The organism is Actinomadura sp. NPDC048394, from assembly GCF_040651755.1.
GTDB classification, from domain to species: Bacteria; Actinomycetota; Actinomycetes; order Streptosporangiales; family Streptosporangiaceae; genus Spirillospora; species Spirillospora montaniterrae.
On sequence record NZ_JBEZJL010000039.1, the window covers coordinates 44,021 to 65,144 of the forward strand.

At 74.6% G+C, this 21,124-nt stretch carries 17 protein-coding genes; 13 read left to right on the forward strand and 4 right to left on the reverse strand.

All coding sequences use genetic code 11. The features are described from left to right. The first annotated feature begins 268 nt into the window (after positions 1-268). The 10 genes from tkt (at position 269) to AB0C78_RS27500 (ending at position 14,034) form a co-directional block, all read left to right on the forward strand. Entirely contained in the window at positions 269-2,395 is a 2,127-nt protein-coding gene (gene tkt / locus AB0C78_RS27455; protein WP_360753056.1) for a transketolase, read from the forward strand. A 90-nt stretch (positions 2,396-2,485) separates the two neighbouring features. Further along, positions 2,486-3,595 (forward strand): transaldolase, encoded by a 1,110-nt coding sequence (tal, locus tag AB0C78_RS27460; RefSeq protein ID WP_360753059.1) that lies wholly within the window; start codon positions 2,486-2,488, stop codon positions 3,593-3,595. After that, positions 3,592-5,262, forward strand: coding sequence for a glucose-6-phosphate isomerase (locus tag AB0C78_RS27465; RefSeq protein ID WP_360753062.1), 1,671 nt, complete (start codon positions 3,592-3,594; stop codon positions 5,260-5,262). Before tal ends, AB0C78_RS27465 begins: the two co-directional genes overlap by 4 nt. 114 nt (positions 5,263-5,376) lie before the next feature. Further along, positions 5,377-7,062, forward strand: a complete 1,686-nt coding sequence (locus AB0C78_RS27470; protein ID WP_360753065.1) for a phosphoheptose isomerase — start codon at positions 5,377-5,379, stop codon at positions 7,060-7,062. After that, positions 7,059-8,684, forward strand: coding sequence for a glucose-6-phosphate isomerase (locus AB0C78_RS27475; RefSeq protein ID WP_360753067.1), 1,626 nt, complete (start codon positions 7,059-7,061; stop codon positions 8,682-8,684). Before AB0C78_RS27470 ends, AB0C78_RS27475 begins: the two co-directional genes overlap by 4 nt. A 162-nt stretch (positions 8,685-8,846) precedes the next feature. After that, complete coding sequence (zwf, locus tag AB0C78_RS27480) at positions 8,847-10,373, forward strand: glucose-6-phosphate dehydrogenase (RefSeq protein ID WP_151546146.1); 1,527 nt, start codon at positions 8,847-8,849, stop codon at positions 10,371-10,373. After that, a complete protein-coding gene (locus AB0C78_RS27485; RefSeq protein ID WP_360753070.1) occupies positions 10,373-11,455 on the forward strand; it encodes a glucose-6-phosphate dehydrogenase assembly protein OpcA in 1,083 nt (360 codons plus the stop codon). Before zwf ends, AB0C78_RS27485 begins: the two co-directional genes overlap by 1 nt. Further along, a complete protein-coding gene (gene pgl, locus AB0C78_RS27490) occupies positions 11,452-12,231 on the forward strand; it encodes a 6-phosphogluconolactonase (protein ID WP_151546148.1) in 780 nt (259 codons plus the stop codon). The genes AB0C78_RS27485 and pgl overlap by 4 nt, the downstream gene beginning before the upstream one ends. A gap of 186 nt (positions 12,232-12,417) precedes the next feature. Continuing rightward, positions 12,418-13,623 carry an Ig-like domain-containing protein gene (locus AB0C78_RS27495; RefSeq protein WP_360753073.1) on the forward strand — a complete coding sequence of 402 codons (1,206 nt, stop codon included), beginning with the start codon at positions 12,418-12,420 and terminating at the stop codon, positions 13,621-13,623. An 81-nt stretch (positions 13,624-13,704) separates the two neighbouring features. Continuing rightward, entirely contained in the window at positions 13,705-14,034 is a 330-nt protein-coding gene (locus tag AB0C78_RS27500; protein ID WP_151546150.1) for a cupin domain-containing protein, read from the forward strand. 19 nt (positions 14,035-14,053) lie between these two features. Here AB0C78_RS27500 and AB0C78_RS27505 read toward each other — a convergent pair whose 3' ends face one another. Together AB0C78_RS27505 and AB0C78_RS27510 are read right to left on the reverse strand one after the other, a co-directional pair. Then, the gene (locus AB0C78_RS27505; protein ID WP_360753076.1) at positions 14,054-14,488 is read right to left on the reverse strand and encodes a hypothetical protein; all 435 of its coding nucleotides are present in this window, start codon (positions 14,486-14,488) and stop codon (positions 14,054-14,056) included. A gap of 55 nt (positions 14,489-14,543) precedes the next feature. Then, positions 14,544-15,173 (reverse strand): helix-turn-helix domain-containing protein, encoded by a 630-nt coding sequence (locus AB0C78_RS27510; RefSeq protein WP_360753079.1) that lies wholly within the window; start codon positions 15,171-15,173, stop codon positions 14,544-14,546. A gap of 117 nt (positions 15,174-15,290) precedes the next feature. Here AB0C78_RS27510 and AB0C78_RS27515 point away from each other — a divergent pair, with 117 nt between their 5' ends. Then, on the forward strand, positions 15,291-15,983 hold the full coding sequence (locus AB0C78_RS27515; protein WP_360753082.1) for a DUF2249 domain-containing protein: 693 nt from the start codon (positions 15,291-15,293) through the stop codon (positions 15,981-15,983). 9 nt (positions 15,984-15,992) lie between these two features. Here the strand turns inward: AB0C78_RS27515 and AB0C78_RS27520 are convergent, their stop codons facing one another. Continuing rightward, the gene (locus AB0C78_RS27520; RefSeq protein ID WP_360753084.1) at positions 15,993-17,528 is read right to left on the reverse strand and encodes an alpha/beta hydrolase; all 1,536 of its coding nucleotides are present in this window, start codon (positions 17,526-17,528) and stop codon (positions 15,993-15,995) included. Beyond that, positions 17,525-18,709 carry a serine hydrolase domain-containing protein gene (locus tag AB0C78_RS27525; RefSeq protein ID WP_360753087.1) on the reverse strand — a complete coding sequence of 395 codons (1,185 nt, stop codon included), beginning with the start codon at positions 18,707-18,709 and terminating at the stop codon, positions 17,525-17,527. The genes AB0C78_RS27520 and AB0C78_RS27525 overlap by 4 nt, the downstream gene beginning before the upstream one ends. 155 nt (positions 18,710-18,864) lie before the next feature. On the opposite strand from AB0C78_RS27525, the gene AB0C78_RS27530 reads away from it, so the two are divergent. Both AB0C78_RS27530 and AB0C78_RS27535 read left to right on the forward strand, forming a co-directional pair. Next, on the forward strand, positions 18,865-19,401 hold the full coding sequence (locus tag AB0C78_RS27530) for a TetR/AcrR family transcriptional regulator (protein ID WP_360753090.1): 537 nt from the start codon (positions 18,865-18,867) through the stop codon (positions 19,399-19,401). 105 nt (positions 19,402-19,506) lie between these two features. Further along, positions 19,507-21,045: an MFS transporter gene (locus AB0C78_RS27535; RefSeq protein WP_360753092.1), complete on the forward strand. Its 1,539-nt coding sequence runs from the start codon at positions 19,507-19,509 to the stop codon at positions 21,043-21,045. Positions 21,046-21,124 lie beyond the last annotated feature (79 nt).

Below are 21,124 nucleotides of genomic sequence, written 5' to 3' on the forward strand. Positions count from 1 at the left end.
GCGGACCTCGTGCGGGCGGCGGCGCCGTTTCGGCGTGTTCTCGCTCTCGCCTGCGGCGGCCCGCCCGCGCGATAGGCTCGCCGGGGGCGCGGCATGATCTTCGCGAGGCCACGGATCCGGTGGCCGCAAGGGGGCCCGAGGGAAGACGGACGGCGCCGCCGGACGTTGCGGCAACAGGGGGCCGCGGCACGTGCGCCGGTCATGCCGCGCGGCGGCACATCGCTAATGAACTCTGTACGACAGCGGTTCGAGAGGAGCCTGGCGTTCCGTGAGCAGGGACAGCAGCACGTTTGAATGGTCCGACCTGGACAAGCGGGCGGTGGACGTCATCCGCGCCCTCGCCATGGACGCGGTCGAGGAGGCGGGCTCGGGCCACCCCGGGACGGCCATGAGCCTTGCGCCCGCCGCCTACCTTCTGTTCCAGCGGTTCCTTCGGCACGACCCGACGGACCCGGACTGGGCCGGCCGGGACAGGTTCGTCCTGTCCTGCGGGCACTCCAGCCTGACCCTTTACATCCAGCTCTACCTTTCGGGCTACCCGCTGACGCTGGCCGACCTGAAGTCGCTGCGCAAGTGGGGCAGCCTCACCCCCGGCCACCCCGAGCACGGGCACACCGCGGGCGTCGAGACGACCACGGGCCCGCTGGGGCAGGGCATCGCGAACGCGGTCGGGATGGCGATGGCGGCCCGCCGCGAGCGCGGCCTGTTCGACCCCGACGTCCCGGTCGGCGAGTCCCCCTTCGACCACACCATCTGGGCGTTCGCGTCCGACGGCGACATCGAGGAGGGCATCAGCCACGAGGCGAGCGCCCTGGCGGCCCACCAGCGGCTCGGCAACCTGGTCCTGCTGTACGACGACAACCACATCTCGATCGAGGACGACACCGCGATCGCGCTGTCGGAGGACGTGCGGGCCCGCTACGAGGCGTACGGCTGGGACGTCCACCACGTCGACTGGACGGTGAACGGCGACTACGAGGAGAACGTGGCCGCGCTCGCGGCGGCGTTCGAGGCGGCCAAGGCGGAGACGGCCCGGCCGTCGTTCATCGCGCTGCGCACGATCATCGGCTGGCCGGCGCCGAACAAGAAGAACACCGGCAAGATCCACGGCTCGGCGATGGGCGCCGAGGAGATCGCCGCGACCAAGCGGATCCTCGGCCTGGACCCGGCCGAGACGTTCATCGTCCCGGACGACGTGCTGGCGCACTCCCGCGAGGTCTCGGACCGGGGCCGCGCGCTGCACGCCGAGTGGGAGAAGGCGTTCCAGGCGTGGCGGTCGGCGAACCCCGAGCGCGCCGCCGAGTACGACCGGATCAGCGCCCGGCACCTGCCCGCGGGCTGGGAGGAGAAGCTGCCGGAGTTCCCGGCGGGCAAGGACGTCGCGACGCGCGCCGCGTCCGGCGAGGTGCTGACCGCGCTGGCGCCGGTGCTGCCGGAGCTGTGGGGCGGGTCGGCCGACCTCGCCGAGAGCAACAACACCACGATGAAGGGCGAGCCGTCCTTCATCCCCGAGGAGTTCCAGACCAAGGAGTTCCCCGGCGGCCCGTACGGCCGGACGCTGCACTTCGGCGTCCGCGAGCACGCGATGGGCGCGATCATGAACGGGATCGCGCTGCACGGCGGCACCCGCCCGTACGGCGGCACGTTCCTGATCTTCAGCGACTACATGCGGCCGGCGGTCCGGCTCGCGGCGCTGATGAGGCTGCCGGTCACCTACGTGTGGACGCACGACTCCATCGGCCTCGGCGAGGACGGCCCGACGCACCAGCCGGTGGAGCACCTGTGGGCGCTGCGGGCGATCCCGGGGCTGGACGTCGTCCGCCCGGCGGACGCCAACGAGACCGCGGTCGTGTGGCGGACGGTCCTGGAGCACACCGACCGGCCGGCGGGGCTCGCGCTGACCCGGCAGAAGCTGCCGACGCTGGAGCGCGACGGCGAGTTCGCGTCCGCGGAGGGTGCCGCCAAGGGCGGCTACGTGCTGGCCGACGCCGAGGGCGGGCAGCCCGAGGTGATCCTGATCGCCACGGGCAGCGAGGTGCAGCTGGCGCTGGAGGCCCGCGAGACGCTGCAGTCCCAGGGCACCCCGACCCGTGTGGTGTCGATGCCGTGCGTCGAGTGGTTCGAGGAGCAGCCCGACGCCTACAAGCAGCAGGTTCTGCCGCCCGGGGTGCGGGCGCGCGTGTCGGTGGAGGCCGGCGTGGCGCTCGGCTGGCGCACCTACGTCGGCGACGCCGGCGCGTCGGTGTCGCTGGAGCACTTCGGCGCGTCCGCCGACTACAAGACGCTGTTCGAGCAGTTCGGCATCACCGCCGAGCGGGTCGTCGCGGCGGCGAAGGCGAGCCTCATCAAGGCCGGGGTCAAGGACGCCGGCCGCGGCAGCACCACCGGGAACTAGGGCCGCCGGGGCCCCCGGCGTCCGCCCCCGGCGGGCCGGGGGCCCGGCGCGGCCGTCCCCCCGCGGAAACTCGACGACGAGGAGAAAGCGATGAGTGACATCCTGAAGGCGCTCTCGGACGAGGGCGTGTCGATCTGGCTGGACGACATCAGCCGGGAGCGGCTGCGCACCGGGAACCTGGAGCAGCTGGTCAAGGACAAGCACGTCGTCGGCGTCACCTCCAACCCGACGATCTTCGCCAAGGCGCTGAGCAAGGGCAGCGCCTACGACGACCAGGTGCGCGACCTCGCGGTGCGGGGCGTGGACGTCGAGGAGGCGTCCCGCGCGATCACCACCTATGACATCCGCTGGGGCTGCGACGTGCTGCGCCCCGTCTACGACCGGACCGACGGCCTGGACGGCCGGGTGTCGCTCGAGGTGGACCCGCGGCTGGCCAAGGAAACCGAGAAGACGGTCGCCGAGGCCAAGGCGCTGTGGTGGATGGTGGACCGGCCGAACCTGTTCATCAAGATCCCGGCGACCGAGGAGGGCCTGCCGGCGATCACCGCGACGCTGGCGGAGGGCATCAGCGTGAACGTGACGCTGATCTTCTCGCTGGAGCGCTACGGCAAGGTCATCGACGCGTTCTTCGCGGGCCTGGAGCAGGCCCGGGCGAACGGCCACGACCTGTCGAAGATCGCCTCGGTGGCGTCGTTCTTCGTCAGCCGGGTCGACACCGAGATCGACAAGCGGCTCGACAAGATCGGCTCGGACGAGGCGAAGAACCTGCGGTCCAAGGCGGGCCTGGCGAACGCGCGGCTGGCGTACGCGCTGTACGAGGAGAAGTTCGCCACCGACCGGTGGAAGGCGCTGAAGGACGCGGGCGCCCGCCCGCAGCGTCCGCTGTGGGCCTCGACCGGCGTGAAGGACCCGAACCTCGCCGACACCCTGTACGTGGACGAGCTGGTGGCGCCGGGCACGGTCAACACGATGCCGGAGGCGACGCTCGTGGCGGAGGCCGACCACGGGCAGCTGCGCGGCGACACCGTCCGCGGCGCCTATGACGACGCCCGGGCGCACATGGCGGCGCTGAAGGACGTCGGCGTCGACTACGACGACGTCGTCCGGGTCCTGGAGGAGGAGGGCGTCGAGAAGTTCGAGGCGTCCTGGAAGGAGCTGCTCGGCTCCATCGAGGGCGAGCTGAAGGACAAGAGCGCGTGACGTCGGTGGTGACCGCCGGGGGGATCTCGGTCACCATCCGCGGCGCCGTCGTCGACGAGAGCGAGACGGTCCTGGACCGTCTCGCCTCCGACGGGGTTCCGAGCTCGCTGGCGTCCCGCAACGCCAAGCTGTGGGGTCCGGACGCGGCCCCGCTGGCCGCCCGCCGGCTGGGCTGGCTCGGCCTGCCGGAGACGTCCCGGTCCCTGCCGGCCCGGCTCGCCGGGCCGGCGGAGGAGCTCCGCGACGCGGGACTGGACCGGATCGTGGTGGCCGGGACGGGCGGTACGGCGATCGCCGCGGAGGCGATCCACCGGACCGCGGCCCGCACCGGGCCGGGCGCCGAGCTGATCGTGCTGGACACCACCGACCCGCACGAGGTGTCGGCGGTGCTCGCGGGCGACCTCGGCAGGACGCTGGTGGTGGTCGCGGGCGACGACGTCGGGACGCGGTCGCTGCGCCGCGTCTTCGGCCGGGCGTTCTCGGAGGCGGGGCTGAGCCGCGCGGAGCTGGCCCGCCGGTTCGTGGCGGTGGCCGAGCCCGGGTCGGAGCTGGAGCGCGCCGCCCGCGAGGTCGGCCACCACGTGGTGGAGGCCGAGACCGACGTCGACGCCCGGTTCGGCGCGCTCGCCGTCCCCGCCCTGGTGCCGGCCGCGCTCGCGGGCGTCGACCTGCTGGCCCTGCTGGACGAGGCGGACCGGCTCGCGGGCGTGCTGCGCCAGCCGTACGACAACCCGGCGCTGGCGTTCGGCGCGGCGCTCGGCTCGTCGGCGCTCGGCGGCCGGGACAAGCTCGTGATCGCCGACCACGGCTCGGGCCTGCACGGCTTCGCGGGCTGGGCGGAGCAGCTGGTGGCGGGGGCGCTCGGCAAGGACGGCCGGGGGCTGCTGCCGGTCGTGGTGGAGGGCGTGGAGTCCCCCGGGTTCGAGCTGACCGGCGACCTGCGCCGGGTGATCCTCGGCCGCCGCCCGGACGAGCCCGGCCCGGGCCGCGAGGCGGGGGTGAGCGTGGCGGGCCCGCTCGGCGCGCAGTTCCTGCTGTGGGAGTACGCGGTGGCGGTGGCCGCGCGGGTGATGGGCGTCGATCCGTTCGCCGAACCGGACACCGGCGAGTCGCGGGACAGCACCGCGGCGCTGCTGCGCTCGGAGGAGGGCGCTGCCCCGACGGTGGTGCGCCGCCCGCCCGCGCTGGTGTCGGACGCGGTGGAGGTCCACGCGCCGGAGGAGGCGCTGCGCGGCGCGAAGACGCTGACGGAGGCCCTGGAGACATTCCTGGAGGACGTCCCGGACCGCGGCTACCTCGCCATCCTGGCGTACCTGGACCGGTCCGGGGACGCGGCGGCGGCCGGGCTGCGGCCGCTGCTCGCGGCCCGCGGCGCCGGGCTGCGCCGGAATCCGGCGCCGGTCACGTTCGGCTGGGGCCCGCGGTACCTGCACGCGACGGGCCAGTACCACAAGGGCGGGCCGCGCAACGGCACGTTCCTGCAGATCACGGGCGCGGTGACGGCCGACGTCCCGGTGCCCGGACGGCCGTTCACGCTCGGCGAGCTGCAGCTGGCGCAGGCGTTCGGGGACCAGCGGGTGCTGCGCTCGCTCGGCCGCCCGGCGTTCCGGCTGCACCTGCGGGACCGCGCCGAGGGCGTCGCCCAGCTGATCGAGGCGCTCGGCTGACCGGGCCGCTCACCTGAGCTTCCGCGTCCGGTTCGGTAACCGGAGGCAGAAGATCGAGGGAGATGGTCGCGGATGCCCTTTCTCTCCTGAAACGATAGGGGGCAGGAGGGAAGCGTGTCCGGATTCGACGTACTGACGCGCGGCGACGTGCTCGACTCGGCGCTGCAGGCGAGGGACTACCTCGTCGGCTGCGGCGTCCCGGGCGCGCTGGCCGCGAAGGACCCGCGGCTGTGGGGACGGCGCGCGGTCGACCACAGCCGGCTGGGCTGGCTGGACCTGCCGTTCGCCTCGCGCGGGCTGCTGAAGCAGGTGGACGGGCTCGTCGCCGAGGCGCGCTACTCCGGCCTGGACCACATCGTGCTGATCGGGGTGGGCGCGGAGAGCCTCGCCGCCCAGGCGATCATCGAGGCGCACGCGCCCGCCCTCGCCGGCGGCGGAGGAGCGCCGGCCGGCCCGGGCGGCGGGCTGACGGTGCTGGACGGAAGCGACACCGCCGCGCTGGCCTTCGCGCTCGAGCGGCTGGACCGGACGCTGGTCGTGCTCGCCAGCAAGGCGGGCGTGTCGCTGGAGGGCGACGCCTACCGGCGGATCTTCGCGGGCGCGTTCCGCGAGCGGGGCCTGTCGGAACGCGAGATCGCGGGCCGCTTCCTGGTGATCACCGACCATGGCAGCCCGCTGCACGACTTCGCCCGCCAGTGCGGGTACCGGATCGGGCTCACCGACCCGTACCTGCCGGGGCATTTCGGCGCGCTGTCGGCGTACGGGCTGGTCCCGGCGGTGCTGGCGGGCGCCGACGCGGAGCGGCTGCTGGAGGAGGCGGCGTCGCTGGTGCCGTCGCTCGCCAAGGACGAGGACAACCCGGGGCTGCTGCTCGGCGCCGTCCTCGGCGGCTGCGCCCAGCAGGGGCCGGCGGGCGTCACCCGCGACAAGGTGGTGCTGCGCGAGCCCGGCGGGTCCGGCGCGCTCAGCGCCTGGATCTCGCAGCTGCTCGCGGTCGGCACCGGCAAGCGGGGCCGCGGGGTGCTCGCGCTGGAGCCGCCCGGCGGCAAGGGCGGCTTCCCCGACCTGCACGGGATCTCGATCAACCCGCGGTCGGCGGCGCAGGAGGAGGCCGACACCTCGGTGTGGGCGCCGCTCGGCGCGCAGTTCGTGCTGTGGGAGTACGCGACGGCCGTCGCGGGCTGGCTGCTCGGGGTGAACCCGTTCGAGGCGGGCAGCCCGGCCGTCCAGGAGGCGGAGGACGACGCGGCGACGCTGCTGCGCTCGGCGGGCGGCGGGCCGCTGCCCACCGGCCGGCCGGTGTACGTCGAGGACGACATCGAGGTGCACGCCGACTTCGCGTGGCCGTCGGGCGCCGACCTCGGGACGGTGCTGGGCGGGCTGATCGCGTCGGTGCCCGCCGACGGCTACCTGTCGGTGCTGACGTACCTGTCGGGCGACTTCTCGGGCCGTTACCTGGCGCCGTCGCTGTCGCGCGCCGCGGGGCGGCCCGTCGTGTACGGGCCGGGCCCGGCGTACCCGCACGCCACCGGCCCGATCCACAAGGACGGGCCGGGCAACGGCGCGTTCCTCGTGATCACGGGCGATCCGGCGCCGGGCGACGCGCTGGCGGCGCATCCGGTGCCGGGGCGGCCGTACGGGCTGGCGAAGCTGCAGCTGGCGCGGGCGCTCGGCGAGGTCCGGGCGCTGCGGCAGCGGCGGCTGCCGGTGGTGCGGCTGCACCTGCGCAACCCGGTCGAGGGCGCGGGCCGGCTGATCGAGGCCGTTCGGGCGGTGGCGGGGGCGGGTCCGCGGCCGTGAGCTTCACCGCCGTCGTCTCGGGGGAGACGGCCATCACCGCCCGGGGGCCGGTCAGGGAGGCCGCCGAGCGGGTGCTGGGGCGCCTGTGGATCGACCAGGTGCCGGTGCGGCTCGCCTCGGAGGATCCGGCGCTGTGGCCGTCGGCGGCGACGGCGGCGGTGGAGGGGCGGCCGCTGTGCTGGCCCGGCCAGCCGGGGCCCGGGCGGGCCGCTTTGGACCGTGCCGAGGAGCTAGTGGCGGACGCCCGCGCGGCCGGGCTGACCGAGGTGGCGCTGCTGGGGCGGGGCACGCCGGCGCGGGCGGCTGAGCTGCTCGCCCGCGCGTGCGGGCCCGGTCCCGCCGGGCGTCCCGCGGACGGCGGCGTGCCGCCGCTGACCGTGCTGGACGGTCCGGAGCCGGGCCCGGTGCTGCGCATCGGCGACGACGCCGAACGGCTGGGCCGCACGGCGGTGGTGGTCACCGGCGACGATCCGGGCACCGAGGCGCTGCGGCGCGTGTTCCTGGGGATGCTCGCCGACCTCGGCCTGTCCCCCGCCGAGATCGCGCGGCGGGTCGTGACGGTGGCCGCGCCGGGGACCGTCCCGGCGAAGCTCGCGGCGGAGGCCGGCCATCCGGTGGTCGAGGCGCCCGCGCCGACCGCGTTCGGCGCGCTGTCCCCCTACGCGCTGGTGCCGGCCGCCCTGGCCGGTGCCGACATGTCGACACTGCTGGACGACGCGACCCGGGTGCTGCCGGCGCTGACCCGTCCGGAGAACAACCCCGGCCTGGTGCTGGGCGCGATCCTCGGCGGCGCGGCGCGGGCCGGGCGCCGCACGGTCGTGCTGGGCGGCTACTCCGCGGCGCTGCCGGGTCTGGCGGACTGGGCGGCGCTGCTGCTGGACGAGGCGTCCGGCGGCCGGATCCTGCCGGTGGTGCAGGGCGGCGGGCTGCCGGTGGCGCCCGGCGACGACCTGTTCCTGCTGACGCTGGACGGCCGGCCGCACCAGGACGACGCGACCGTCTCCGGCCCGGCGGCCGGGCAGCTCGTGGTGTGGGAGTACGCCGCCGCCGTCGCCGCCTACCTGCTGGACGGCGACCCGATGGCGCCGCCCGGCCGGGCCGCCCCGGTGACGCTGGACGACGGGTCGGGCGACCCGGTCCTCGCCGAGGGCGATCCGGGCCGCTCCGTCGAGGTGCACACCGCCGACCCGGCGCTCGCCGGCGCCCCGGACCTCGGCGCGCTGCTGGCGGCGCTCGCCGCGGCGGTCGGCCCGGACGAGCATCTGGCGCTGGTCGCCTACCTCGATCCGGACGAGACCGCCGGGCAGGGCGCGCAGGTCCGGCGGCTGGCGGCGCTGCTGGCCGCCCGCTGCCGCCGCCCGGTCACCGTCGGCTGGGGCGCCCGGCGCCCGGCGGGCGGGAATGATCGACCGGACGCGGGCGTATACCTGCAAGTGACGGGGAACGCCGACCGCGACGTCCCGGTCCCCGGCCGGCACCACCGGCTCGGCGTGCTCCAGTTCGCGCGGGCGCTCGGCGACGCGCGCGCCGCGCGCTCGGACGGCCGCCCGGTCGTCCGGCTGCACCTGCAGAACCGCTGGGCGGGCCTCGCCCGGCTGCTCGACTCCGCCCGGGGCGGGTAGGACGCCTGCGCCGCCGCGGCGCTCCGGCGACCCGGAAACGGCGACGGCGCGTCCGGGAGGGGCGAGACTGTCAGTACACGGGGTCGACACACAGGATGCGTGGTCTGATCGGATGCGAGTAGAAGTGAGGGTAGGCAACGTGCGAGAAGAGGGGGCCGCAACGTGACCGACGCAGCCAATCCGCTCCGGGACCCGCGCGACAAGCGCCTGCCGCGGGTGGCCGGGCCGTGCGTGCTCGTGCTGTTCGGGGTCACCGGGGACCTGTCGCGCAAGAAGCTGCTCCCGGCGATCTACGACCTGGCGAACCGGGGGCTGCTGCCGCCGGGCTTCTCGCTGGTCGGTTTCGCCCGCCGCGACTGGGAGAACGAGGACTTCCGGCAGATCGCCTATGAATCGGTCAAGGCGCACGCGCGGACCCCGTTCCGCGAGGACGTGTGGACGCATCTGTCGGAGGGCATGCACTTCGTCCCCGGCGAGTTCAGCGATCCGGGCGCCTTCGACGCGCTGTCGATGGCGGTGAAGGAGCTGGACGAGAGCCGCGGGACCGGCGGCAACTATGCGTTCTACCTGTCGATCCCGCCGAAGTTCTTCCCGCAGGTGGTCGAGCAGCTGCAGCGCAGCGGGCTCGCCGACCGCAAGGAGGGCGCCTGGCGCCGGGTGGTGATCGAGAAGCCGTTCGGCCGGGACCTGAAGACGGCGCTGGAGCTGAACGACACGGTGCACCGCGTCTTCCCCGAGGAGTCGATCTTCCGGATCGACCACTACCTCGGCAAGGAGACGGTGCAGAACATCCTGGCGCTGCGGTTCGCCAACGCGATGTTCGAGCCGATCTGGAACCGCTCCTACATCGACCACGTGCAGATCACGATGGCCGAGGACATCGGCATCGGCGGCCGGGCGGGCTACTACGACGGGATCGGCGCGGCCCGCGACGTCATCCAGAACCACCTGCTGCAGTTGCTGGCGCTGACGGCGATGGAGGAGCCGACGTCGTTCAGCGCCCAGTCCGTCCGCACCGAGAAGGCGAAGATCCTTTCGTCGGTGCGGGTGCCGGGCGACCTGGAGACCTCCACCGCGCGCGGCCAGTACGCGGCGGGCTGGCAGGGCGGCGTGAGCGTCAAGGGGTACCTGGAGGAGGACGGCATCCCGGCCGACTCCCGTACCGAGACGTACGCGGCGGTCAAGCTGGAGATCGACAACCGCCGCTGGGCGGGCGTCCCGTTCTACCTGCGCACCGGCAAGCGGCTCAGCCGCCGGGTGACGGAGGTGGCGATGGTGTTCCAGCAGGCGCCGCACCTGCCGTTCTCGCACACCGACACCGAGGAGCTCGGGCAGAACGCGCTGGTGATGCGGGTGCAGCCGGACGAGGGCATCACGGTCCGGTTCGGCTCGAAGGTGCCCGGCACCTCGATGGAGATCCGCGACGTGAACATGGACTTCGCCTACGGCGAGTCGTTCACCGAGGCGTCCCCGGAGGCCTACGAGCGGCTGCTGCTGGACGTGCTGATCGGCGACCCGCCGCTGTTCCCGCGGCAGGAGGAGGTCGAGCTGTCCTGGCGGATCCTCGATCCGATCGAGGAGTACTGGGCGAGCCGCGGCGGCCTCGACCAGTACACGTCCGGCGGCTACGGGCCGGACAGCGCCGACGAGCTGATGGCGCGCGACGGCCGCGCCTGGAGGAGGCTCTGATGAACATCGACCTCACCGGCACCACGACGCGCAAGATCCAGGACGCGCTGACGCAGTCGCGGCACCTGATGGGTGGCCCGGCGGTCGGCATGGTGCTGACGCTGATCATCGTGACGGACGAGTCGGCGCAGTACGACGCGGTGCGCGCGGCGACGGAGGCGGCCCGCGAGCACCCCTGCCGGGTGCTGACGGTGATCTCCCGGGACCCGCGCGGCAACTCCTCGCGGCTGGACGCCGAGATCCGGATGGGCGAGACCGGCCCGGGCGAGACGGTGCTGCTGCGGATGTACGGGCCGCTCGCCGAGCACGCCGACTCGGTGGTGGTGCCGCTGCTGATGCCCGACACGCCGGTGGTGATCTGGTGGCCGGGCGGCAAGGTGCCGAAGTCGCCGTCCAAGAGCGGGCTCGGCAAGCTCGCGACGCGGCGGATCACCGACGCGTACGCGGCCCGCGACCGGCTCGGCACCCTCGCGCAGCTGGCCGGGAACTACAGCCCGGGCGACACCGACTTCACCTGGACGCGGCTGACGTCGTGGCGGTCGCTGCTGGCCGCGTCGCTCGACCAGGACCACGACGAGATCATCTCGGGCGAGGTGATGGCCGAGCCGGACAGCCCGAGCGCGGAGCTGCTGGCGGCGTGGCTGTCGATCCGGCTCGGCGTCGCGGTGGAGCGGACGGTGTCGGAGGGCCCGGGCATCACCGGGGTCCGGCTGACGACGACCGGCGGCGACATCGTGATCGACCGGCCGGACGGCCGGGTCGCGACGCTGTGCCGTCCCGGGCAGCCGGACCGGCAGGTCGCGCTGATGCGCCGCCCGATGTCGGAGCTGCTGGCCGAGGAGCTGCGGCGGCTGGACCCCGACGAGGTCTACCGGGAGGCGGCGGCCCGCTTCGCCAAGGACCTCGCGGGCGGGACGTCGGACGAGGGCGTCGCCAGCGAGCCGCTGTCGGGCACGCAGGAGGCGGCCACGACGAAGAAGGCGGAGAAGGAGGCCGCGAAGGAGGGGCTGCCCGCGGCGCCCGCCTCCGCGGCGAAGGGCGGGAAGAGGGCGTCCCGGGGCAAGCCGTCGGGGGACGCGTGACGCCCCCGGCGGTCCTGGTCCACCGCGACCAGGACCTGCTGGCCAAGGCCGCCGCGGCGCGGCTGGTGACGCGGATCGTGGACGTGCAGGCCGCGCGCGGCTCGGCGTCGGTGGTGCTGACCGGCGGCGGCGTCGGCACGGCGGTGCTGGCGGCGCTGGCCGCGACGGGCGCCCGCGACGCGATCGACTGGCGCCGGCTGGACGTGTGGTGGGGCGACGAGCGGTTCCTCCCGACCGGCGACCCCGAGCGCAACGAGACCGGCGCGCGCGCTGCGCTGCTCGACCATGTGGACCTCGATCCGGCGCGGGTGCATCCGATGCCGGCGTCGGACGGCCCCGACGGCGACGACGTGGAGGCGGCCGCCGAGCGGTACGCCGCCGAGCTGGCCGCGGCCGCCCGTCCTGAGGACCACGGTCCCGTCCCCTCGTTCGACGTGCTGATGCTGGGCGTCGGCCCGGACGCGCACGTCGCGTCGCTGTTCCCGGAGATGCCGGCGGTGCGCGACGAGCGGCCGGTGGTGGCGGTGCACGGCGCGCCGAAGCCGCCGCCGACCCGGATCTCGCTGACGTTCCCGTCGCTGTGCGCCGCGCACGAGGTGTGGGTGCTGGCGTCCGGGGAGTCGAAGGCGAAGGCGGTGCGGCTGGGGCTGTCGGGCGCCGGGCCGGTGCAGGTGCCCTGCGCGGGCGCGCGCGGCCGGCAGAGCACGCTGTTCCTGCTCGACCGCGCCGCCGCGGCGGAGCTCCCGCCGGGGATCGAGCGGATCGCCTCCCCCTGAGGCGTTGATCACGTTCGGGCCGGTGCCGCGCGGTGGAACGCCGCACGGCACCGGCCTTCGCGCTTTGGTGAGGCCATTGCCCACCTGTGAGAAAGCTGGGACGTTCCCTCGCATCGGCATGGCTCGCCGCTAGCTGCGCATAACCTGGCCATGAGGTACCGCGTGTCGAACGTGAGGAGTTCGGTGATGCGCAAGGGTCGGGCCGGGACGGCGGGTGCGGCGATCATCGGGGCTTTGGCCATCTCCGTCGCGGGGTGCTCCTCCGGCGGAGGCGACAAGGGCGGCGGTTCCGGCGGCGGCGGCAAGGCCGAGGACGCGGCGAAGCTGGCCATCACCCCGGCGACCGGCACCAAGCAGGTGGCGCCCGACCAGCCCGTCCTGGTGAAGGCCGACAAGGGCAAGCTGACCAGCGTCACCCTCACCTACGGCAAGAACCAGAAGGCCGAGGGCAAGCTCGCGCCGGACGGCAAGTCGTGGCGGTCGTCGTGGGGGCTGCGGCCGTCGACGACGTACACGGTCACCGCGCAGGGCTCCGGCGACGGCGGCAAGCAGGTCACCGCGACGTCGACGTTCACCACCCTCACGCCCGCCAAGAAGCTGGAGACCGGCATGTCGCCGCTGGACGGCGAGACGGTCGGCGTGGGGATGCCGGTGCAGCTGCTGCTGTCCAGGCCGGTGAGCACCAAGGCCGGCAAGCAGGCGGTGGAGAAGGCCCTCGAGGTCCGGATGTCCACGCCCGTGCAGGGCGCCTGGTACTGGATCAGCGACAAGGAGGTCGACTTCCGGCCCCGCGACTACTGGCCGTCCGGCGAGAAGGTGAAGGTCGTCGCGCACCTCGCCGGGCTGAAGGCCGGCGAGGGCATGTACGGCATGAAGGACCGGACGCTGAGCTTCACCGTCGGCCCGAAGCACATCACCACGGTCAGCGACGGCACGCACCGCGCGACGGTCACCGAGAACGGCAAGGTCGTGCGGACGATGAAGGTCAGCCTCGGCAAGCCCGGCCACGACAGCTACAGCGGCACGATGATCGCGCAGGAGAAGTCGGCGCACATCATCATGGACTCGGCGACGACCGGCGACCCCGGCGAGTACCGGATCCCGACGAGCTGGAACGTGCGGCTGACCTACAGCGGGACGTTCGTGCACTCGGCGCCGTGGTCGACGGGCGAGCAGGGCGTGTCCGACGTCAGCCACGGCTGCGTGAACGCCTCCCCCACCGACGCGAAGTGGTTCTTCAACTTCACGAACCGGGGCGACATCGTCAAGGTGACGGGGACGTCGCGGAAGCTGCAGTTCGGCAACGGCCCGACGCCGTGGGTGAAGTCGTGGAACGAGTGGCTGCAGGGCAGCGCGCTCGGCGCGCCCGTCACGGGCGCCCCGCTGAACTGACCCGGCCCCGCTGAACCGACCGGCCCCGCTGAACTGACCCGGCCCCGCTGGGCCGAGCGGCCCCGCTGGCAGACTGGGTCCATGCAGAAGCTCTCGCTGGACGCGCAGGTACGGGACCATCTCAAGCGGGCCGCCGCGGCGGCCACGGGACGCAGCGCCGAGACCGTCTACGGCGGCCACGAGCACGTCCTGCGGCAGACGCTGATCGCGCTGACCGCCGGGACGGCGCTGACCGAGCACGAGAGCCCCGGCGAGGCGACGCTGCTCGTCCTGCACGGGCGGGTGCGGCTGACGAGCGGCGACGACGCGTGGGACGGCATGTCCGGCGACATGCTGATCATCCCGCCGGCGCGGCACGCGCTGGAGGCGCTGGAGGACGCCGCCGTGCTGCTGACCGTCGCGAAGCACTGAGCGGCCTCGCTCGGCCGGGTCAGCCGGCGGCGAGGACGGCGATGCCGAGCGCGACCAGCAGGGCGACCTTCACGCCCTCCAGCGCCACGTAGTACAGGTGGCCCCGGGAGCGGGGCTGGTCGTCCTCGCCCGCGAGCACCCGGTCGGACCGCTTGTTGAGGCGCGGCCGGACGACGCCGAGTTGCACGGCGAGCAGCACCACCAGCACGGCGGTGAGCACGGTGACGGCGACCGGTGGACCGCCGGCCGCGACCGCGGCGACCACCGCGACGGCCAGCACGATCTCGACGAGGTTGAGGGCGCGGAAGACCAGGCGCCCGATGCCCAGCCCGATCGGGATGGTCACGCCCGGCGCGCGGAACTTCAGCGGCGCCTCGAGGAACGAGATCCCGAGCACCATCCCGAGCCAGAGGAAGGTCAGGGCGCCTGCCGTGGCGGCGGCGGTCGCGTTCATGGTCGTCGAAAGCCTTTCGGAGAGGGTTCGGAGGGGCGGGGGTGCCGGCGGGCGGTCAGGTGCGCCGGAGGCGGGCGAGGCAGGCGCCGGGCTCGGCGAACGGTTCGAGCCCTTCCGCCTCGACCGGCGCGTCCAGCTCGGCCAGTGCGCCCCGCATGATGCCGAGGTGGACGTCGCAGACCAGCGGCCCGTACTCCTCGGCCAGTTCCAGGAACGGGCAGTGCCGCAGCCGGACGGCGTCGCCGGAAAGTTCGGGCGCGAAGTCGAGGTCGGCGAGCAGCGCGGTGAGCCGCTCGGTCGCGTCGCCGGCGCTCGTCCGGGTGAACGGCGGCGGCCGGTCGACCAGGAAGCGGCCCCATTCACGGCCCGCGCGCTCGGCCTCCGCGCGCCCGCCGGGCCCGGCGGCGAGCCGGCTGAGCAGGATCTGCGCGAGCAGCCGATAGCCGCGCGAGCCGCCGCGGTCCATGCCGGGCCGGGCCGCGTAGACGGTGCGGGGCCGGCCGGGGCCGGACGGCCGTTCGAGGGTCCGCTCGGCGGCGCCGTCCGCCACGAGGGCGTCCAGGTGGAAGCGCGCGGTGTTGGGGTGGACGCCGAGCCGTTCGGCGACGTCGGCGACGCCGAGCGGGGCGCCGGCGGTGCGCAGGGCGTCCAGGGTCTCGCTGCGCCGGTGCCGTTCGGGAGGCATGGCCCTCATCCTTCGACGTCCACGCGCGGCTCGGCGATCACGTAGGTCACGGTGCTGCCCCCTCCAGGGTTTTTACAAATAGTACATGTATAATCGTGGCAAAAGAGAGGGGCGTCCATGTCCGACGTGTTCATCCAGGCCACCGAGACCGACCCGGCCGTCCGCGCGGCCACCGAGGTGCGGGGCGTCCACCGGCGCCTGCTCGACCGGCTCGCCGCGCTCGCCGCCCACGAGCCCGGCCAGGACCACGCGGTGCTGGCCGGGTTCCTGGACGGCGAGCTGCGCCGCCATCTCGCCGCCGCCGACGAGGCCCTCTACGCGCCCGCGTCCGGCGCGCCCGAGACGCGGCTGCTCGTCCGGGCGCTGCGCGCGACGGTCGCCGAGATCGAGGCACTGGCCGGTGCGGTCGTCTCCGCCGCCGACCCGGTGCGCGCCGCCCGCGACCTCGCGGCCGTCCTCGCCGTGCACTTCACCGTGGAGGAGACCGTGCTGCTGCCGGCGCTGGCCGCGCTGCCCGGCGCCGATCTCGGCCTGCTGGCCGGCGACCTGCGCACGCTGCTGGACGGCGGGCGGCTGGAGCGCCCGGACGAGATCGACGTCCGGGAGATCCCGCGCGGGCAGCGGCACCCCCGGATCTTCGCCCGGTTCGCGCGGCTGGCGCCCGGCGAGTCGTTCACGCTGGTCAACAACCATGACCCGAAGCACCTGCGGCGCGAGTTCGAGCTGGCGCACCCGGCCGCGTTCACCTGGGACTACGACGCGTCCGGGCCGGACCTCTGGCGGGTGCGCATCGGCCGTCCCGCCGCCTGACGCCCCGTCTCACCCCTCCGGGGCGCAGGTGAGGTCGTGCGCGGGCAGTTGCCCGGTCAGCAGGTACTCGTTCACCTGGCCGGTCACGCAGTCGTTCCGGTATCCGCGCTGGTAGGGGGCGTGGACGTCGGCGCCCTTGAGCGTGATCATGCGGCTGCCGGGCAGCAGCCGGTGCAGGGCGAGGCTGCCGGGGTAGATCGTCCGGGTGTCGCCGGTCGCCGCGACCATCAGGGCGGGCAGCGGCCCGCCGACCCTGGTGAGCGGCTCCTCCGGTCGCGCGGGCCAGAAGGCGCACGGGTTGACGCCGTGGGCGAGCGGCCCGAAGACCGGGGACTCCTTCCGGTGGCTCTGCACGGCCCGCCAGTACGCCTCGGGATCGCGCGGGGCCGCCGCGTCGCCGCAGATGATCGCGCTCTGGCCGCTGCCGTAGCGGGAGTCGGCGCCGGTGAGCAGGAACGCCAGTTCCTCGTCCAGGTCCTTGGTCGGTTCGGCGGGCAGGGCCGTGGCCTGCTTGAACACGCGGAAGGCGTCCGCGAGGACGGCCCGCTGGGAGTCCTCGTCGGTGCCGAGGTAGTCGAACGGCACGAACGCCAAGGCGGTGTCGTCCACGCGGTAGCGGCCCACCTGCAGGGGCTTGCGGGCGGACGCGCGCAGGACGTCCCGGACGGTCGCCAGGACGCCGGCGCGCGTGGCGCCGAGACCGTAGGTCGCGTTCCGTTTCGCCGTCCAGGCGGCCCAGCCGGCGAGCGCGCGGTCGTTGGCGCCCTCGGTGCCGGCGAGGAGGCCGGGACCCCAGCGGCGCGGGTCCACGGAGCTGTCGAGGACCGTCCGGTCGAGTCGGCCGGGGAACATCGTCGCGTACACCGAGCCGAGGTAGGTGCCGTAGGAGGCGCCGTTGTAGGAGATCTTCCGTTCGCCGAGCGCGCCGCGGACGATGTCCATGTCGCGGGCGATGTTGCGGGTGCTGATGTACGGCAGCTCGGCGCCGCTGGTCTTCGCGCAGCGGGCCGCCAGGTCGCGGGCGAACGCGACGGAACGCTGGAACGAGCGCCGGGTCTCCCCCGCCGACCTGACCCAGGTGGCGCTCGGCCAGCCGCAGTCGACTCCGGCGCTGCGCCCGAGCGCGCGCGGGTCCATGCCGACCAGGTCGTAGCGCGGCCCGGCCTTGCCCATGAGGTCGCGCATGTAGGGCGGCATGTCGATGGACGGGCCGGGGCCGCCGCCGTTGATCAGCATGGTGCCGATGCGGTGGCCCCTGTCCGAGGCGGCGAGCCGGGAGATCGCGATCTTGATCGTGCGGCCGTCCGGCCGGGCGTAGTCGAGCGGGACGGTCACGTCCGCGCAGCGGGCGCCCGCCTCGTCCAGGCTCCGCCCCACCTCGTCGTCCGGGCCGAGCGTGCACGCCTTCCAGGTGACGTGCTGTGAGTAGTAGCGGTCGAGGCCGCCGTCCGAGGACGCGCCCGGCGCGGCGCTCGCCGGCGCCGCCACCGCGGCGGCCGCCGCGAGTCCCGCGGCGGCCGTGGCCAGGGTCCTGCTCGGGGTCATGAGGTCTCCGTTCCGCGGTCGCACAGGCCGGTCTGGACGAGCGCCAGCTCGTCGTCGAAGGCCTGCTGCGTGGAGGGGTTCTCGTTGAAGGCGATCGAGACGCGGCGCCCGCCGGGCGCGACGCCGGCGAGGGTGGTGAACCCGTCGATGTCTCCGGCGTGGCCCCACCAGGCGCCGCCGCAGCGCAGCGAGGTCCGGATGAGCCCCAGCCCGTAGGCGGCGCCCGGCCAGGTGCGGTCGGGGTCGGCGGGGACGGTCCGCTCCATCTCGGCGAGCATCCGCGCGGGCAGCAGCCGCCCGCCGAGCAGCGCACCGTAGAACGCGTTCACGTCGCGTGGGGTTGAGATCAGCGCGCCGCCGGCCCAGGCGACCGTGGTGTTCATGTCGGTGCTGTCGGCCCGGCGGACCGTCCCGCCCTGGTCGACGCGGACGTAGCCGCGCGGGTGAGGGCCCCGGATCCAGGTCTCGTCACCGGGCCAGTACGTGCCGCGCAGGCCGAGCGGCCGGATGATCCGCCGTTCGACCTCGTCCTCCAGGCGGTGCCCGGTGACCTTCTCCACGACCAGCCCGGCGACGACGTAGTTGGTCGTGGAGTAGTGCCAGCCCTCGCCGGGATCGGGGAGCCGCAGCGCGCGCCGCACGAGCTCCTCGGGCTCGAAGTGCCGGAAGCGGAACTCGTCGGTGCTCTGGAAGGAGTCCATGTGGTCGGGCAGGCCGCTGGTGTGCCGCAGCAGGCTCCGGACGGTGATCTTCCGGCCGTCGTGGCCGTTCGCGTCGATCAGCCCGGGCAGGTAGCGCGCGACGGGCGCGTCCAGCGAGACGCGGCCCTGCGCCGCCAGCTGCAGCACGGTGACGGCGGTGAACGTCTTGGTGATGCTGCCGACGCGCACGCGCGGGTCCGCCGGCATGGGCCGTCCCGTCCGGCGGTCGGCCGTCCCGCTCGCGGCCGTCCAGGCGCCGCAGCGCGGGTCGTCGATCCGGACGGCGGCTCCGGTCAGCCCGTCGACGCCGGTGACGCGGTGAAGGGCGCGGGTCGTGGCGGCGTGGTCGCCGCATCCGGACGGTGCGAGGGCGTGCGCGGGCGCCGGGTAGGCCGCCGCCGCGGCGGCGATCGCGGCGCCGGCCGCGGCCGCCGCCGCCCGGCGGACGGCCCGCCGGCGCCTCGGTTCTCGTGTCGTCATGTCCTTCGACGCTAGGCGCGGGCGGCCCCGGCCACAGTGGCGCGATCACCCCGGTTCGCCGTGGGGCAGGCGGGACGGCCATGGTGGGGACAGCCCCCACATCCGCGTCCGGCCAGGGGTTGACACGTTTTGATTGGCGTATCAATAATGAGGCCATGACGGAGAGCCGGACGGCGCGCAGGCCCACCGCCGAGGAGCGCCGCGAGCAGGTGCTCGAGGCGGGGATCAGCGTGTTCGCCGAGTTCGGCTACCACGCCGCGAAGACCTCGGACATCGCCAAGCGGGCCGGCATCTCCCAGCCCTACATCTACGCGCTGTTCGAGGACAAGAAGGCGCTGTTCCTCGCCTGCCTCGAACGCGTCCGACGGCAGATGCGCGACGCGTTCGGCCGGGCGTGGCGGCCCCGCGCCACCCCCGAGGAGTCGCTGGCCGAGATGGGCCGCAACTACGGCGCCTTCCTCGCCAACCCCGACTCCCCCCGCTGCCAGCTCCAGGGGTACGCGGCCTCCGCCGACCCCGAGATCCGCGAGTTCATGCGCAAGGGCTTCATCGAGTCCGCCGAGATGATCACCGAGCTGTCCGGCGCCGACCACGAGGCCGTGGTCCGCTTCATGGCCGTCGGCCACCTGCTGATCGTCGGCACCGTCCTGGACCTTCCCGACCACTACGTGCGGCCCACCGCGTCCCACTGATCCGGCACTTCGCCGCACGTCCGCGTTTCCGTCTCGCCATCCCGAGGCGGGCCGCTCGTCCCTCGTATTTATAGGTGTATCAATCAAAAGCCTGAGGAGCCTCACATGTCATCCCCCCAGACCGCCGCCGCGCGCGGCACCGCAACGCCCGCAACGCCGGCAAGGCCCGCACCGGACGCCCCCGCCCCGTACCCGCGACGCTGGTACACGCTCGGGGTCCTCTGCCTGTCCCTGCTGGTCATCGTGGTCGACACCACGATCGTCAACGTCGCGATCCCCACGCTCGCCGCCTCGCTGGACGCCGGCTCCGGCGCGCTGGCGTGGATCGTCGACTCCTACACCCTCGTCTTCGCGGCCCTGCTGCTGCCCGCCGGGAGCCTCGGCGACCGGTACGGGCGGCGCCGCGCCCTGTCCGCCGGGATGCTCGTGTTCGGCGCCGGGTCGCTGGGCGCGGCGCTGTCCGGCACCGCCGCGCAGCTCATCGCGGCCCGCGCGGTGATGGGCGCCGGCGCCGCGCTGATCATGCCGGCCACGCTCGCGCTGCTCACCGCCGTCTTCACCGACCCGGCCGAGCGGGCCAAAGCCGTCGGGCTGTGGTCGGCCGTCAGCGGGCTCGGCGTCGCGATCGGCCCGACCGCCGGCGGCTGGCTGCTCCAGCACTTCTCGTGGGGCGCGATCTTCCTGGTGAACGTGCCGGTCGTCGCGGCGGCGCTGGCCGGGGCCGCGTTCCTGGTGCCCGCCTCGTCCGCCCCGCACCGGCCGCCGCTGGACGCCGCCGGGACGGTCCTGGCCGTCGCCGGCCTCGGCGCCCTCACCTACGCCGTCATCCAGGCCGGCGAGGACGGCTGGGCCACCGCCGGCACGCTGGCGCGGTTCGCCGTCGCGGCCGTCCTGCTCGCGGCGTTCGGGTACTCACAGGTGCGCGCCGCCGCCCCGATGCTCGACCTGAGCCTGTTCCGGGACGGCCGCTTCACCGCCGCCGTCGCCTCGGTCACGGTGATGTTCTTCGGGCTGGCGGGCGTCACGTTCGTCCTCACCCAGATCTACCAGTTCGTCCTCGGCTACTCGCCGCTGGAGGCCGGGGTGCGCGCGCTCCCCGGCGCGCTCGCCCTCGCCGCCGCCTCCCCGCTCGGCACCCGCGTCGCGGCCCGGTTCGGGATCCGCGCGGCGATCACGGCGGGGATGGTCACCGCGGCGGCCGGGCTCGCCTGGTTCGCGACCGCCGACGGCGGCAGCGGCTACGGGCACTACGTGGTCGCCTCGGTGCTGCTGTCGGCCGGGATCGGGCTGACCATGTCGCCCGCCACCCAGTCGTCGCTGTCGGCGCTGCCGCCCGCCAAGACGGGGATCGGCTCGGCCGTCAGCAACACCAGCCGCAACCTCGGCACCGTCCTCGGCGTCGCGCTCGTCGGCAGCATCGCCGCCACCGTCTACAGCGGGCGGATGCCGGAGGGCCCGGCGGGCGAGTCCGTCGGCGCCGCCGCCGGGATCGCCCGGCACCTGCCCGCCCCGTCCGCCGCCGCGCTGCGCGACACCGCCGCCGCCGCGTTCGTGCACGGCGCCGACCTCGGCGTCCTCGTCACCGCCGCCGCCGTCCTCGGCACCGCCGCGCTGGTCGCGCGGCACCTCCCCGGCCGCCGCTGACCCGCGGGGACCGTCGACCAAAGTCGATGCCCGCGCCGACCCTGGACCGCTCCGGGGCCGGCGCGGGCTCGCTAGCGTT

Coding starts and splice junctions, on each gene's coding strand:
- tal (WP_360753059.1), top strand. CDS start 2,486: ATGAGTGACATCCTGAAGGCGCTCTCGGACGAGGGCGTGTCGATCTGG.
- AB0C78_RS27485 (WP_360753070.1), top strand. CDS start 10,373: ATGAACATCGACCTCACCGGCACCACGACGCGCAAGATCCAGGACGCG.
- AB0C78_RS27495 (WP_360753073.1), top strand. CDS start 12,418: ATGCGCAAGGGTCGGGCCGGGACGGCGGGTGCGGCGATCATCGGGGCT.
- AB0C78_RS27500 (WP_151546150.1), top strand. CDS start 13,705: ATGCAGAAGCTCTCGCTGGACGCGCAGGTACGGGACCATCTCAAGCGG.
- AB0C78_RS27505 (WP_360753076.1), bottom strand. CDS start 14,488: ATGAACGCGACCGCCGCCGCCACGGCAGGCGCCCTGACCTTCCTCTGG.
- AB0C78_RS27510 (WP_360753079.1), bottom strand. CDS start 15,173: ATGCCTCCCGAACGGCACCGGCGCAGCGAGACCCTGGACGCCCTGCGC.
- AB0C78_RS27515 (WP_360753082.1), top strand. CDS start 15,291: ATGTCCGACGTGTTCATCCAGGCCACCGAGACCGACCCGGCCGTCCGC.
- AB0C78_RS27520 (WP_360753084.1), bottom strand. CDS start 17,528: ATGACCCCGAGCAGGACCCTGGCCACGGCCGCCGCGGGACTCGCGGCG.
- AB0C78_RS27525 (WP_360753087.1), bottom strand. CDS start 18,709: ATGACGACACGAGAACCGAGGCGCCGGCGGGCCGTCCGCCGGGCGGCG.
- AB0C78_RS27530 (WP_360753090.1), top strand. CDS start 18,865: ATGACGGAGAGCCGGACGGCGCGCAGGCCCACCGCCGAGGAGCGCCGC.
- AB0C78_RS27535 (WP_360753092.1), top strand. CDS start 19,507: ATGTCATCCCCCCAGACCGCCGCCGCGCGCGGCACCGCAACGCCCGCA.